The 14,863-nt window shown below is 42.1% G+C and carries 13 protein-coding genes; 2 read left to right on the top strand and 11 right to left on the bottom strand.

The window, feature by feature from the left end:
• Positions 1–570: 570 nt before the first annotated feature.
• Both QW087_07820 and QW087_07825 read right to left on the bottom strand, forming a co-directional pair.
• Complete coding sequence (locus tag QW087_07820; protein MEM2944630.1) at positions 571–1,389, bottom strand: recombinase family protein; 819 nt, start codon at positions 1,387–1,389, stop codon at positions 571–573.
• Positions 1,386–2,162, bottom strand: a complete 777-nt coding sequence (locus tag QW087_07825) for a recombinase family protein (protein ID MEM2944631.1) — start codon at positions 2,160–2,162, stop codon at positions 1,386–1,388. The genes QW087_07820 and QW087_07825 overlap by 4 nt, the downstream gene beginning before the upstream one ends.
• Positions 2,163–2,452: 290 nt before the next feature.
• Here QW087_07825 and QW087_07830 point away from each other — a divergent pair, with 290 nt between their 5' ends.
• Entirely contained in the window at positions 2,453–2,890 is a 438-nt protein-coding gene (locus QW087_07830) for a hypothetical protein (protein MEM2944632.1), read from the top strand.
• Between the two features lie 170 nt (positions 2,891–3,060).
• Here QW087_07830 and QW087_07835 read toward each other — a convergent pair whose 3' ends face one another.
• From QW087_07835 to larB, 6 genes are all read right to left on the bottom strand, one after another.
• On the bottom strand, positions 3,061–4,425 hold the full coding sequence (locus QW087_07835) for a hypothetical protein (protein MEM2944633.1): 1,365 nt from the start codon (positions 4,423–4,425) through the stop codon (positions 3,061–3,063).
• Between the two features lie 104 nt (positions 4,426–4,529).
• Complete coding sequence (gene thsB / locus QW087_07840; GenBank protein MEM2944634.1) at positions 4,530–6,200, bottom strand: thermosome subunit beta; 1,671 nt, start codon at positions 6,198–6,200, stop codon at positions 4,530–4,532.
• A 158-nt stretch (positions 6,201–6,358) separates the two neighbouring features.
• Positions 6,359–7,120: a radical SAM protein gene (locus QW087_07845; protein MEM2944635.1), complete on the bottom strand. Its 762-nt coding sequence runs from the start codon at positions 7,118–7,120 to the stop codon at positions 6,359–6,361.
• Positions 7,121–7,208: 88 nt separating this feature from the next.
• On the bottom strand, positions 7,209–8,513 hold the full coding sequence (locus QW087_07850; protein MEM2944636.1) for an Nre family DNA repair protein: 1,305 nt from the start codon (positions 8,511–8,513) through the stop codon (positions 7,209–7,211).
• Positions 8,514–8,592: 79 nt separating this feature from the next.
• Positions 8,593–9,522, bottom strand: coding sequence for a GNAT family N-acetyltransferase (locus QW087_07855; protein ID MEM2944637.1), 930 nt, complete (start codon positions 9,520–9,522; stop codon positions 8,593–8,595).
• A gap of 95 nt (positions 9,523–9,617) precedes the next feature.
• Complete coding sequence (larB, locus tag QW087_07860; GenBank protein ID MEM2944638.1) at positions 9,618–10,427, bottom strand: nickel pincer cofactor biosynthesis protein LarB; 810 nt, start codon at positions 10,425–10,427, stop codon at positions 9,618–9,620.
• A 160-nt stretch (positions 10,428–10,587) separates the two neighbouring features.
• Here larB and larE point away from each other — a divergent pair, with 160 nt between their 5' ends.
• Positions 10,588–11,406 carry an ATP-dependent sacrificial sulfur transferase LarE gene (gene larE / locus QW087_07865; GenBank protein MEM2944639.1) on the top strand — a complete coding sequence of 273 codons (819 nt, stop codon included), beginning with the start codon at positions 10,588–10,590 and terminating at the stop codon, positions 11,404–11,406.
• 181 nt (positions 11,407–11,587) lie between these two features.
• On the opposite strand, the gene QW087_07870 is transcribed toward larE, so the two are convergent.
• The 3 genes from QW087_07870 to QW087_07880 form a co-directional block, all read right to left on the bottom strand.
• The gene (locus tag QW087_07870; protein ID MEM2944640.1) at positions 11,588–12,919 is read right to left on the bottom strand and encodes a TldD/PmbA family protein; all 1,332 of its coding nucleotides are present in this window, start codon (positions 12,917–12,919) and stop codon (positions 11,588–11,590) included.
• A complete protein-coding gene (locus QW087_07875; GenBank protein MEM2944641.1) occupies positions 12,916–14,361 on the bottom strand; it encodes a TldD/PmbA family protein in 1,446 nt (481 codons plus the stop codon). The genes QW087_07870 and QW087_07875 overlap by 4 nt, the downstream gene beginning before the upstream one ends.
• A 259-nt stretch (positions 14,362–14,620) precedes the next feature.
• Positions 14,621–14,863 (bottom strand): hypothetical protein (locus QW087_07880; GenBank protein MEM2944642.1); only part of this gene is annotated, 243 nt, incomplete at its 5' end.

Below are 14,863 nucleotides of genomic sequence, written 5' to 3' on the forward strand. Positions count from 1 at the left end.
AGTTTTGCATTGGATGTCGGGTCTGCTAAGTATCAAGAATTACCATGTGCTCTTGGTTTATAGTAGAAAATTTCAATGCCTCTGCTTCAGGGCTAATCAAAGCGTTTTTTCTCCATCAGTTGTCATACTCTAATTCCAATTTCTCCCCCCAATGAAGCCTTTTTCGTCTCTATGATCCCGACTGCAAAAGATGTTTAACTCATAATTGGTGTTAAATGTATCAGTCGATTTTCTTAGGATATTATTACAAATCCACGCAATGATATTGTCTATAACTCTAAGGCGAGAGTACGAATTTGCCGAAGATTCGAAGCAAGATAAATTTTTGGTAAGATCTTAAGATCAAAGGGTTTTTGTAATAATTTGAAAGCGAGCTCTTTACGAGAATACCGCCTACGCCCTGCATCAAGGATCCGATATCAAAAATTCATTGTCCCAATATGTACAATAAAGTCAATGACGGACTCCCGAATATCAATCGAAATGTGATATTTTTCGTCAAAAATGCCCCCCCGAAGGAAGCAAGAATAATAGTAAAGCAGACTTAAACTATCGTTATTCTCATTCTTATCAAAAAATAACGCATGTGTTCTTTCTTTTCATGCGATTCCGTGCTCGAGATGTAATAGTTTCCTGAACGGCATTATAAATGCTGATCGGGACAATCGCGACATGAGTGCCTTTCATGAGGCGTCCGTCCCATCTCAAGAAGCCAGCGTATATCGGGTTTTTCAGAATTCTGCTAATTGACCAGACCGTCCATTTTTTCCCCCGTCGGGTAGAAATTTCGTTTTTGTTTAGCCTCCATGCGATATCCTTCATTCTTTCACCACGAAGATAGCTTTGAAAGATATCAAGCACTATTCCAGCTTCTTCATCAACAACCAATAGCTGCCCATTTTCATACTTATAGCCAAAAGGAGGATAGAATCCCAATATTCCCGTTCCTGATTCTGCCTTTTGAGCCATTCCCATATATGTTCTTTCGCCGATTTGTTCGCTCTCCAGCTGTGCAATTCTCTGTATAATATCTACAACAAATCTACCAATCGCATTTGAGGTATCGAAGGATTCCTGCATGCTTGCAAATTTCTTACCCCATTTTTCGAGCGTCTCCATCATTATCATGAAATTCTTGCTATTTCTGTGTATTCTGTCCATTTTCATGACCAGAATAACGTCCCATTTGTCTCTTTCTTCGAGCATTTTCTGGTATTCCGGACGTCTAGTATTTCTGCCACTGTGTCCATCATCACAGTAGATGCCTGAGACTTCCCATCCCTGTGCTTCACAGTAGGCAATCAGTCTTTCCTTTTGGGCATCAAGCGAAAATCCTTCTTTTGCCTGTTCTTCAGTAGAAACTCTGATATAAATCGCAGCTCTAGTCAATCGCAGTTCCCACCCTGATTCAGACTATTATTAAAGGAATTTATAGTACCTGAGCACCTTTGCCGACTCTTTCGTAATTCCTGGATGAAATTAAACTCATCAATCGATATCACGGGTTCGTGATGGGCCTTAATCATCAGCTTATCCCACTTGATGTAACCACAGTATAGCGGATTTGAAAGGATTTTCCAAACAGTTCCTTTTTTCCAATTGCGCCCTTTTTTAGAAGGAATATTCAATTCATTCAATTTGTTGGCGATGTCCTCAAGGCTGAAACCGATCTTGTACCAATGGTAAATCTTTTTTATGATCTCAAGTTCCGTCTCAATCGCAATGAGCCCACCATTTTGGTACCTATATCCATACGGTTCTCCAGAACCCAGATAGCCTTTTCCATTTCTTGCTTTTTGTAACATTCCTACCTTAACCCGCTCACCGATTTGTTCGCTTTCAAGCTGAGCTATTCTTTGAATAATATCCATTACAAAGCGCCCTATAGCGCTCGTCGTGTCGAAAGATTCCTGCATTGAATTGAATTCTTTTCCCCATCTATTCAGATCTTCCATCATTGCAGTAAAATTCTTGCTGTTCCGATGAATTCTGTCCATTTTCAAAACTACAACGACGTCCCAATTATCCTTTTCCTGCATCATTTTTTGATAGGCTGGACGTCTTGTGTCACGACCGCTATAGCCGCTGTCGATATACTCGCCAACAACGACCCATCCACGAGCCTTGCAGTAGGAATGAAGTCTCTTAAGTTGAGCGGGAATGCTAAATCCCTCCTTGGCCTGATCCTCCGTAGAAACTCTTGCATAAAGCGCGGCTCTCGTTTCCCATCCCTTCCCGTTGTGGCTACTTGGATATCCATTATCTTAATTTACTAACCATCTGACGATTGTCAGACAATATACTATCCGAATTCTATAAATAATTGTCGCATTTTCATACGCTTCATTTTCGCAAAATAGGCTAATATTTTACATGATAACGTAACAGATTTTTATATTAATTATAGAGTCGTTAAATCGAATTAAATATCAAACAATAAGTTCTAGATTTTGTGGACGAGAGGGATATTCAAATAAGAATTGAAAAATTGCGCAGTGAATTCGGCAATCTTCTTGATGATGAGGCGCTCAGGAAATTAGTAATGGATGAATTGGGCCTTTTAGTGACAAACCTTAGGACTATTTCGGAATTGAATGACAGAGAGGAGGCATCTATTGTTGCGGAGATATCGAGGATATATGAAATTAAAGAGTTTAAGAAGCCAGATGGAGCGATTGGCAAAGTACGATCCGTGTTGGTTCACGATGAAACAGGTAGATGTCGTCTTGTGCTTTGGGACAAGGATGTAGAGTTACCAGATAAGATGAATTGGCAGGAAGGTGTGAAATTGAGATTGACAAATTGCTATGTGAAATTTTCAGAATACGGTATCGACGTAATTCTAGGAAGAAAAGGAAGAGTAGAGGTACTTGATTCGGAAGGATATTAAATTTTATTGCTTATTATGCTAAATATGCATTTTTTTAAGAGGTATTTAAAAATGCAGCGCCATCTCATAGAATTATCATTATCTTCAATGTCGATACATATCAAGTTTAAATGTACCCCATTTTACAAGAAAAAGGTGAAGAAAAAGTTTGAAAAGATCTCGCGATTTTCCTATTTTTTTCTTATAAATAGAAGTATAGCAGCTACGACGACAACACCAATTACTAATGCGATGATGAGTATCATTGCCCAGCCGCCAAGACCATCGAGTCCTGTTTTGCCTGTTGCCTCATCTGAAATTGCAGATTGATACTGGGAAATTTCCCCCAATTTTTCATCTGCCGTATCTGGATCCACTGCTAGGGGCTCGAATTCAATATCTCCTATCATGCCTGATGGTATCTCAGAAGGCAAATCAATGGCATCGAATCCAAACTCCGTACCAGCCAGAAACTTCCTTTCAGCAGAATAGTAAATATATTGTGCACCATTGTCTACCTGTATAATGTACACTTGGATTTGACCCGCGTCACTTGTTGAAAGCCCCACTTTGCCAATGCACTTTAGATCTATGTTCACTGTCTTTTCAACAGGTTCGATTACTCCATCATGAACACTGAGATCCCCTTCAGAAATTTGAAGTTCATCGAATTCGATTGGGAAGTGGCTTATGCCTGTTTTCTCTATGAATTCTTCGGTAAAGATCTGTTCTTCGGCATCTTCAGGTAGACCATTGATATCTATTAATCCTTCAATTGTTCCAGATATTGTCGCTGTGGAGTCGACAGTCCACGAATCTCCGACGTCAAATGGAAATTCGAAAATGTCCAAATGTGGATCGAATTCGATTTCTAGATCTGAATTCATATCAAATCGCAACGCCACATTGTAATTACTGTAATTTATCGTCACTTCACGAAGAGGAAAGGTTTTTTCCTCAACATTGACGGAAGGGATATTAGTCGCATCAAAGTTGACTATCGAACTGCTCCTTAGCTCCCAGTCAATACGTTCGACTGCCATCGTACTCTTTTCAAGATAGAGGTATCCTTCTGAATAAATGGCAAAATCCTCATCGAAGTCGATGCTAATGGTTTTCATTTCTTTCGTCGCTCCTAGAAAACCAGAAGCAAACCAAGTAAACACGTCGCTGTATATCTGATAAGTACCTTCTTCAGGTAGCTCAGCGCGTATTTCGACAGAGATATCCGAGGCAACCTTCGCACCGACTTTTGCTTGTAGCACGTACTCCGTATCGGTTACTTCGGTGACCTCCCAGTATGAGTAGAACATAGCTTCACTGATGACGGAAAATTCCGTCAATGTAGCGTTTGCTGTATTTAGTATTGGCTCAAGTTTTGATTCTACTTCGCTCAGATCAGGTAGGTAGGCTATTTCCGAACCGATCGCCCATTTATCTCCTTCTTCCCACACTGGTGCTTCAGCTTCTTGGGCATTAACAGAGTAAGATGCCGGAAGAGCCAAAAAACTCACAACAACTAGAGCGGAAAGGATTGAGATTGAATAATACCGCATCAAGGGACCTCCTCTTTTGAATTACATTCTCAGGATGATATTAGAAAATTTCGAATTTATTATGAGTAATAAGATTAAAAAAAAGAATACGGAATGGCTCCGCTTCACATCATTCCTGGCCCCATTCCGCAGCCTGGCATTTCTCCACCGGGACCTCCGGGTCCGCCCTCCTGAGGTGTAGTTCTTTTCGCTGCAATAACATCATCTATTCTCAAAATCATGCTTGCCACTTCAGCTGATGCCTTAATAGCCTGGGTTTTCACTCTCAGAGGTTCGATCACATTTTGATCCAACATGTTTACCGGCTCGATGCTCTCCATACCTACACCAAAGAATCTCCCATTAGATTTGTTGCCTTTGTGAACACTTTTCAATTTCAGCACAACATCAATTGCATCTTGCCCGGCGTTTTCCGCAAGCACCCATGGAATGACCTCAAGTGCCTCGGCAAATGCCTCGATTGCCAATTGCTCTCGACCACCAACTGATGATGCGTAATTTGCTAGATGCAGAGCCATTTCTATCTCAGGGGCTCCACCACCAGCAACGGCTTTTCCGTCTTCTAGTGTAATTCCAATGACGCGCAATGCGTCGTGGAGCGATCTTTCTACTTCATCGATCACATGTTCGGTGCCACCTCGTATAATGATTGACACGGATTTTGCATTTTTGCAGCCAGTAACAAATGTCATATCTTCTTCTCCGACTTTCTTCTGCTCTACAAGTTCAGCCTTTCCGAGATCCGTCGGTTCCAACTGATCCAAGTTCCCAACGATGTTTGCGCCAGTAGCCTTTGCGAGTTTATCCATGTCTGATTCCTTGACTCTGCGAACAGCATAAATGTCCGCCTTCGCAAGAAAATGTTGAACTAAATCGTCGATTCCTTTCTGACAGAATACAACATTTGCGCCAGTTGCTTTTATCTTCTCTACCATCTTCTTCAGCGTGGCTTCCTCTTCATCGAGGAATTTTTGCATCGATTCTGGATCACTGATCTGTATCTTCGCTTCAACTTCGGTTTTCTTTATTTCCAGTGCAACGCTAAGTAGTGCAATTTTTGGATTCTTGACGATTTTCGGCATCCTCGGGTGAACACGTTCCTTATCGATAACGATACCTTTGACAATCTCGGTATCTGCTATCGAACCTCCAACTTTTTTTACAATCTTGATGTTGTCCACGTCTACAATAGTCTTTCCACCTCGATCCTCAGCTACCGATTTCACAGCCTGGACAGCGAGTTGCGCGAGCTTGTCCTTTTGACCACCTACACTTTTGCCCATCATGGCAGTGCTTGCAATCTTCTTAAGGAGATCTTCTTGATCTGGTTTTACAGATATTGCGATTGATTCAAGCATTTTCACGGCTTCGGCTGCTGCCATGCGGTATCCGTTTACTATGATTGAGGGATGAACTTTCTGATCAAGCAGAGCCTCTGCCTTTTTCAGCAATTCCCCAGCTAGTATCACAGAAGTAGTAGTTCCATCACCACATTCAGAATCTTGTGTCTTCGCCACTTCAACAACCATCTTTGCAGCCGGATGTTGAACATCCATCTCCTTTAGAATCGTCACACCATCATTCGTCACAACGATGTCGCCCATAGAATCAACTAGCATCTTATCCATGCCCTTAGGCCCAAGCGTTGAACGAACTGAGTCAGCAACTGCTCGTGCGGCAGCGATGTTGTTCAACTGTGCCTCTCGGTCCCGACTTCTTTCGGTTCCCTCTCTTAGCACAATGATCGGCTGCCCTTGTCCCATTGAATACGCCATTATGTAGCCTCCTTTTGCGGTGGTATTTTGGTTCTTCTATAAGAACTATTGCATAGGGAGAATACCTGGAATTTCGCAAACTGGAAGATTGAATAATGAGAATATTGAGCAGTATAACGAAAATGTTTGTCAACAAAATTTTGAAATTGATCGAATGCTCAGAATGCCTCTTCACAAAGCAAATTATTTTCCCTACAGAAAAGTGATATTCTAGAGGCAAGTTTGTAATAAAAAGAATCCGAGGTGGCTTTCTCGAAAAATAGTCCTCTGAAATGTGAATCCTTCATACAATTACTTAATGCCAGAACTTCTTCCATACCGTGTCTGAATCGCAGTTTATCGATCATTATTCTCTTGGTGCCAGTATTTGCAATTTCTGAAAGAAGCGCGTCTAAATTCGCGTCAGTCACAATTGGAAGAATAGGGCCAATCATTGCATAGGTGTCCACTCCCAATTGAGAAAATTTTCTCAACGCCTCTAATCTTCTATATGGTGGTGGAGCTCTCGGCTCAATTTCAAGTGCGTAGTCTTCATCTATTGTAGTGATTGTAATTCCAATCTCAACATTCTTCAATTTTGTGATGGCGTCTACATCTCTGGCGATTAAATCAGACTTCGTGAGAATAGTCACTCTGAGATTTGATCGCGTGAGAATCTCTAGACATCTTCTCGTGATTAGGAAATCGCTCTCCCCAGGTTGATAAGGATCGGTTACAGTGCCTATGCCTATTGTTCCAGATTTTCCGGCGATTTCCCGCCTCAGCAATGATGGCAAATTAATTTTTGCCTCGATATGAGTCGACCAATCGTCTCGATTGATTCTAAGTACATATGGCGCGTAGCAATAAAGACAACCGTGAGCGCATCCCCTATAAGGGTTTAGGGCATAGTCAATACCCGGAAGCTTGGAGGGAATCATAGATTTGGTGCAATTCTTTTTAACATAAAGAATTCGTTTCCGCGTGTCTATGCTACTATCACACTTATGTTCATTCGACAATGTGATGTTACTCATATTCATCGATTCTCCGCTGATGTATCAAGTCCTTCAGTATCTCGCTGTAGTCGATCCAGACATGGATAGGGATATCCATTTTAGTCTGAACCTGCAATAACGCATCTTTTAAACTATTGAATTTCAGAGGTTTTTGATTTAACGCAGCCCTAACGTTTTCTCTGACATTCCAAACCCCTACCGGCATGATATAGCCAGGATGCGCCTCCCTGAAGATTACAGCACCCGCCTGCCTTTTCTCTTTATTCAGAAGCTCGTTGACTGCCAGGCGTGCAGCATAGTAGCAGCCGCCAATCTGAGCGTAATTGCTTCTTCCGCTGTAAAATTCATGATCGCTTATGATCTCTATACTCTTTCCCGAAGGATTCCATGCGGTATTGGGGTACCAAGCCTCGATAAGCTCGTATCTCCACGATGTTGGCAATAAGAGCACAATCCACCTATTGTCCAGCTGCTCCCAATAGTAGAGTCTGAACTCGTCGATTGGGTGGTAAGTTTTTGTTTTCTGCAGAAGAGCTCTGCCAATTATGTCATCGATAGCTGTGATGCTCCACCTGGTTGGTACAAATTTTCTATTTGCTTTCAAACCAAAAGCACCTACGCTGAAAGCCTTCTGTATCCTCGAAATCATTACGCCATTGCGATACAAACTCACCACAGCATCAACGGCTTTCAAATCCGTATCATAAAAGGCTTTCTCTATTCTATGGTCATATTTGGGATTCTCAATATTTAGAGCCTTCAAATCAGCAGAGGGGCCAAAGGGTTGTATTTCATCATCTAGAATAATCCTCCCAGATGGCAGTCTTTCGAATTTAGCTTCAACTCCAATAGAGTTAACCGAAAGAGCAAGCTCTCTAGTTTGCTCAACGATTTTTGATGGTGAATCCACATCATGAACGCTGATTCTGTATTTTCCACGTACTAGGCTAAATCTGAAACTCACGATGTCATCAATAGATCTTCCAATCCACAGTTCAGGCGTATCGAGAACTGAGGTATCTCCAAGCACAGGGGGAACGAGTGGACCTATCTCTACTTTTGGATAACCATACCTGCCTATGAAAACACCTGGAGGGGAACTTCCGAATAGATCTAGACTTTCTATCAGTTTTCTTGTCTTTGCGTGAGCGTAAAATCTTAACATCAATGGACATCGTTCTTTGCCGCACAGAAAACGTGAGCCTTTGCATAAAACGCAGAGCGATTTTTCTGGCCTACCATGCAGTTCCCTGGTTGGTTTTTCGACGAAGTACCCACCGAATTCAAATAGAATTGGTCCGTCAGTTTTTTGCATTGGGATCTTGATAACTATTTGCAGGGTGCGATTATATTATTTTTCCTACAGGTCGGCAAAATGTGTGAGATAATATATCCTAACCTGCGAGTGAGAGTATCATGAGATTCGAGTTGTATTGTGGAAGCTTTCCTTTGAACATTTGAATTCCCGTTCCCCTTATCTTGAAATCATTTGCCTGTATCTTAGGATAAATGAATTGATCTACAATCGGAAATCTGACATACATTTTCTTCTTCCCTGATTCGAACGATTCATTTTCGCAAGCGAGAAGTAGCGAATCAAATACTTTCTCACGATCTTCAAATTGCTTATCAACAAGCAGGAATTTCACAAAAGAATAATCACCTTCATCATCTCGTAGATATGTATGAATCGAGGCAATCCCAATAACTCGAGACTCTAGAAAAAATGCAAGAATCGAACCCAGATCGTTATCTAATACTAATTCAACTTCGTTGCTCACGTCCATTCCATGCATAATCTTTTGGCTTATGAGCGATATATCTTTTTTCAGTTCAGCATGATACTGTTCAATTTTCATGATCTTCCCTTTTTCTCCGTTAGAAAAAGATCGCCTTGATTGAATGATTTTCTCAGCGATGACAGTGGTGGCAATTGGAACATATCCGCATTTGAGATAGAGATGCATATTCTTTAAAATGTGAGGCATAGTCTCAATGCCGATAGTATTGCAACCAGCATTTAATAAAAATTGTTCACAGCAGGATATGAGCGACGAACCGACACCCTTATTCTGGTAATTTGGCAAAACTTCAATAGGTCCTATCCATCCTAATTTCCCCCACACATGTGAATACACACATCCTATTATTTTCCCATCAATTTCTGCAACAAAGCAACCATTTGGACTGCGCTTAACATATGATTCGATAATCTTCCGAGATCGCATGGGATAAGAGATTCTTCGACCAGCATCCCTCGTGGCAATGTCGGACCACGCCTCTTGGGCCACTGCCCTCGCCTGTTCGATGTCACGTAAACTCATATCTCTAATCATCAGATTTGAAATTCTAGTAGAATGAAAAGAAATGATCAAAAATCCCCTCCTTTAACACACGTTCCTGTAAATCCATTTGGAGTCTACTGTGTGTTCGCATCACTTTCCATCGGAACATTCTTCAAGTCTCGTATTCGTCGAGCTCGGAGACTTATGAGCGCTGCTATTGCTCCGGCCCCTATTCCATTATCAATGTTGACAACCGCAATTCCTGGTGAGCAACTTTGGAGCATTGACAAAAGGGCTGCATGACCTGATCCACCCATCCCATAGCCAACAGATGTTGGCACTCCTATCACAGGAACATCAACAAGACTGGACACAACAGAAGCTAAGGCACCTTCCATCCCCGCAACAACTATGATTGCGTCACAACCCTTTTTTAGCATTGACAGCAAAGGATCGGTAAATCGGTGAAATCCAGCAATTCCGACGTCATATGCAGTCATGACTTCACATCCCATTATCTCCGCTATTATCTTTGCCTCCTCCGCTACCGCAATATCTGAGGTGCCAGCAGCAAGTATTCCAATTAATCCAATTCTTTCTTGAGTATGACTCTTTTCTATTACAATCAATCTAGCTCTTCTTTCCCATCTGACACCATCTCGCCCAATCGCGTCGATAATGGCGCGGAAGTGATCTTGCGATGCCTTGGAAACGACTAATACGTTCTTCCTTTGTATGATCTTCTGCACTATTTCAGAAACTGTTTCGGGCGTTTTCCCCTCTCCGAAAATGACCTCTGGAACGCTTCTGCGCGCCTCGCGGGCGTGATCAAATAGGGTATGGTCGCTGATCCTCTCGAGGAAATCAAGCCTCAGAAGGTTCTCTGCCTCACTATAGTCGATTCTGCCATTCTTAAACAGGTCCAGTATTTCACGAATCTTCATCATCGACACTATTCATTAACATCTTCTTTTTCTTTTCCATAAGCATGCATTTGATTACATTCTCTTGGCAGACATAAGTGTGGTAAATGTGCAAACATAGTTCTAGTTCGGATGGAAATCTGCAAAAGTTTCTTATCCGCCTTAGAATGTGGGCTTCTTTGTGCTAGATAAGGAAAGCAAATTGGAATTGTTGAAAGGAGAATTGCAGAGACTAGGCTGCGTAGCCATTGCCTTTTCAGGCGGTGTGGACAGCACTTTTCTGCTAAAGGTAGCTCTAGATGTCTTAAACGAGAATGTCTTGGCGATAACCAATATTTCACCAATCATACCTTCTTATGATCGAGAGTTGCCTTTGAATTTAGCACGTCTACTCGGTGCAGAATGCGTGATCACATATGCAAATCCCCTTGATGATTCCTATTTTCTTTCGAACCCTTCTGACAGATGTTACATCTGCAAACGCAATCTCTTCACAACTATCAAAAAGAAGGCGGAAGAAAAAGGATTCTCGATTTTGCTAGATGGCGCCAATGCGGATGATATCAAGTCTCATGAATGGGGGATGAAGGCAGCAAGGGAAATAGGCGTGAGAAGTCCATTGATGGAAGTCGGATTAACAAAAGTGGAAATAAGAGAATTGGCGAAGAAGATGAATTTACCTAACTCTGATAAACCATCAAATACCTGCCTCGTGACTAGAATCCCATTTAACGAGAAGATTAGCTCAAAAAAGCTGGCGATGATAGATGAGGCTGAAAGTTATTTGAGAACGCTTGGCATAAAGCAAGTGAGAGTACGATGCCATGGAAGGATTGCACGGATAGAAGTATCGCTAGAAGACTTCGATAAGGTATTGGGAGCAAGAGCGCAGATTGTTGATCACCTCAAGAAGATTGGATTTGTTTTTGTTGATATTGATCTTGAAGGTTATCGCGCGGGAAGTCTATCCGAGCTATTCGACCGAAAGGATGTAGAATAGATCGCAGATTTTGGAATTAGAATCGGTGTGAATCAATCCTTTTGTGACATAAGCAAAGATTTAGGAAATTGAATCCGTTTCAGAATTCATTCCCTGTTAATATGACTTCCATTTTCAATTTCCAGTTCTTGAAAATTTTGTACTAATACTCGTATAATGTGTATGGAGATTTACATTCGGATCAATCAGTAGATTTTGTGAAGCGCAAAGAGTCAATAAGTGCATAAGGAGCTAACACGGGGATCTCGACCTCCCACCACCTTACCCATATTCTTTCCTTTGATAATTGTTGAATTCTCCCTAATAATCTAAGAAGATTGTCACTAACTCTTAGTTCTCTAACAGGCTTTTCAATTTCACCTTTTCTTATTTTAAACATCGCATCTCTCGGAATTGTTGAGAAATCACCAGTTTTGTAATTGTGATAACGAAGATACCAGTCATTGGTCAAGTACAGACCGTCGTCAATAGAACTCAAGATCTTCTCGACTGAGGAATCGCCAGAGTCTACGATCATGTTGAAGGGGCGAGGTATCACCAAACCTGCGTTTGCAGTGCTATCGGTACCGAATTTCTTTGCAGTTGCACTGTTGTGCAAATAATTCATGAGTATACCATTTTTGATTATTTCCGTACGCTTTGTCGGCAGACCTTCCGCATCGAACGCCGATGCGCCAAAGGTATCCGGCATCGTCGCATCATCGCATAAATTGAATTTGTGTGATGCTACCTGTTGGCCTAATTTATCACCGAGAAATGATATTCCAGCATCGACATAGAATGCCGACGCGAATCTTCCAACCTGGCTTGCAAGATCTGCAAGAACGAGAGGGCCAATTACAGTCGGAAACTCACCAGGCTCCCCTTTATCCGGATTCGTTGATAATTTTGCAAGCCTTCCAGCTTCTTCACCAGCAGTTCGAGGCGAAAAGTCTTCTGGTCGGACTGCTATCGACACAGATTGTCCTGATGAAAGATCGCTAGTAAAGGCTCTTACAGAAAGTTCAATTGTTGATTTCTCGCCTTTTGCAAGAACATCCCCAGTGGTTAGAATGGTGATCTCAGATTTTACCGCGCTTAACGACCCTGCTACCCGATCGGCGCCTTCTGCTATTGCTGCATCAATGGCATCCTTTACGCCATCGACCAACAGATCTGCATCGAAGGAAAGATACGTTTGTTTTAATAATCTCTCGTCGTACTTGAAAGGTCCCTTGGGCAGTGGTGCGTACACACTACCAGAAGCACATTTATTAGCCGCCTTAACGGCCTTCTTTGCCGCTGCTTTGAGAGTGGTTTTTGAGAGATCAGCAACGCTTATGTGCGCTTTTTTCTCCATTACCTGAACATAAATGCTTGCGGAATTTTCGCTGATGTTTTTTGCGATTGTAATCTGATTATTCGAAAATCTAATCATTTTCTCCTTTGTAGTATGGAGCATGACAACGGCATCTGTGGCCCCTTCGTGCTTGCATATTTCGAGTACAAAATGGCAGAGATCTTCTTCTCTCATGCCAATCCTCCCACGTAGATGCCACGCAATCTGATATGAGGTCCCCCCGTCCATACAGGAATCCCCTGCATCGGATCACCTTTTCCACACGTTGCAGCAGAGAATTCGAGATCACTCCCCACCGCATCGACTGCTGACCATAAGCCCGGAGTCGTAACTTCAAGCACAGGATTTTTTATCCTCTTCGTCAACTTTCCCTTTTCTATTTTGTAGGCCTCAAGGCCAACGTACTTTTGATTGTATCTGCGATCGTCAATGTTCCATTCCATAAAATTCTTGATGTAGATCCCATTATCTATAGCCTCTATCAGTTCTTCAAATGAATAATCACCCGGTTCGACAAAAGTATTCGACATTCGAATTATGGGTTCTCTATCATAGGATACGGAACGCGAAGACCCATTGCTTTCAGTTTCGAATTCAAAAGCTGTTTCCCTATTGTGCAAGAATTCATTGATTCTGCCATTCTTGATTAAGTATCTCCTCCTAGCCTTCACCCCTTCGTCATCGTATAAATAATATCCAAATGAATGTGGAAGGGTCGGATCGTCAACCACATTGACCACTTCAGAGCCGATATTAGTCCCAAGAGACTGTCTACTAAGGTAAGTTTCTCCAGCTTGAGCTGCTTCCCTTCCTAGGATTCTATCGGCTTCAGCTGGATGCCCAGCAGACTCATGGCTCACGATCCCAACAACTTCAGGACCGAGCACGACATCACAACGATCTCCCCTGAACGAACTCGCCTCCAGTAATGATCGTCCCAGACTAACTGCCTCGCGCATCAATCTTTGTGGCAAATCCCATCGCTCGGCAGCTTCCCATCCGGCAGATTCTCCCAATGAAATCATCCTTTGCAGAAAGCCTTTCTCGGGATGAAAAGCAGTGATCATACAATCAACTGATACCCTTGGGATTCTGCTGTATATAGTTGCTCCGTCGGATGTCAGGATGGCTTTCTCGGTTGACAGTGTTTCCACCGACAAATATCTGCCAGCGAGCTTTACTCCGATTTTGTTCGCCCCTTCTAAAGCTTCACGATCTGCATCTCTCAAAAGTTCAATTCTCGAGTCAATTGAAACAGAGTCGAATCCGATTCTCGGCCTTACTTCGAATTTCTCCGTTCCTACGTTCGCATCACCAAATTGGATTCTTTTTTGTCGCAATTTTGAGGCACTTCTAGCCGATAAAACGACTTCCGTCACGAGATTTTTGATTGCTTTTTTGTTCAACTCATTCGTAGCACCGAAGCACAAGGAACCATTTACAATGACGCGAATCGACAAACCTCTTCGAGTATCTACGGATGCCACCTCAGGAACGCCGTTTTTCAATAGGATCGATTCAGAATAATCGCGCTGGGCTCTTGCTTCTGCATATGATGCGCCATTCTTTGTGGCAAGATCGATAGCTAGTCTTAAATAGTCCTCAAAGTCGACCATGCTCTCCATTACCTCTCAAGCATAATATTAGGTAGGGGTCTAATAAATCGGTCGATCGATGGATCACTTACCTCGGTCATTTCATTGGGATCAATATGATCAGCATACTAGTGATTCTAGAAAAATCAGACTACCGAGAAATGCAAGAATCGGTCTTAGGCTGGAGGAAATAAGGAATCGATTACTAATTTCTTATTGCATTTTTTCTCAGCCAGTGCTAAAATGCCAACTTCTAGAAATTACGTGATCTAAGTTCATTTCACTTCCTTACAATTATCCCATAACTAGAAAAAGTGAAAACAAGGATTATCTTGAAATTACTGGAAATGAGGCTGCCACCGGGATTACTCCACGGTATATCAAGCCGGTCAAGAATTAATTCGAGCCCGAGATTTGATGAAGGACCCAAATCACGGCAATAAGTGTGTTGCCAGAATTCTCTTGACTTTCTAAGCGATTGATGTAATTCTACCCTCCTTGTGCTCACTGATAGATTCTCGAT

The organism is Methanomassiliicoccales archaeon (assembly GCA_038850735.1).
GTDB lineage: Archaea > Thermoplasmatota > Thermoplasmata > Methanomassiliicoccales > JACIVX01 > JACIVX01.

Bases quoted from the DNA above. Each gene is read 5' to 3' on its own strand.
- QW087_07855 (MEM2944637.1), bottom strand. From the start codon at position 9,522: ATGAGTTTACGTGACATCGAACAGGCGAGGGCAGTGGCCCAAGAGGCG.
- QW087_07875 (MEM2944641.1), bottom strand. From the start codon at position 14,361: ATGGTCGACTTTGAGGACTATTTAAGACTAGCTATCGATCTTGCCACA.
- larB (MEM2944638.1), bottom strand. From the start codon at position 10,427: ATGAAGATTCGTGAAATACTGGACCTGTTTAAGAATGGCAGAATCGAC.
- QW087_07850 (MEM2944636.1), bottom strand. From the start codon at position 8,513: ATGCAAAAAACTGACGGACCAATTCTATTTGAATTCGGTGGGTACTTC.
- thsB (MEM2944634.1), bottom strand. From the start codon at position 6,200: ATGGCGTATTCAATGGGACAAGGGCAGCCGATCATTGTGCTAAGAGAG.
- QW087_07835 (MEM2944633.1), bottom strand. From the start codon at position 4,425: ATGCGGTATTATTCAATCTCAATCCTTTCCGCTCTAGTTGTTGTGAGT.
- QW087_07870 (MEM2944640.1), bottom strand. From the start codon at position 12,919: ATGAGAGAAGAAGATCTCTGCCATTTTGTACTCGAAATATGCAAGCAC.
- QW087_07845 (MEM2944635.1), bottom strand. From the start codon at position 7,120: ATGATTCCCTCCAAGCTTCCGGGTATTGACTATGCCCTAAACCCTTAT.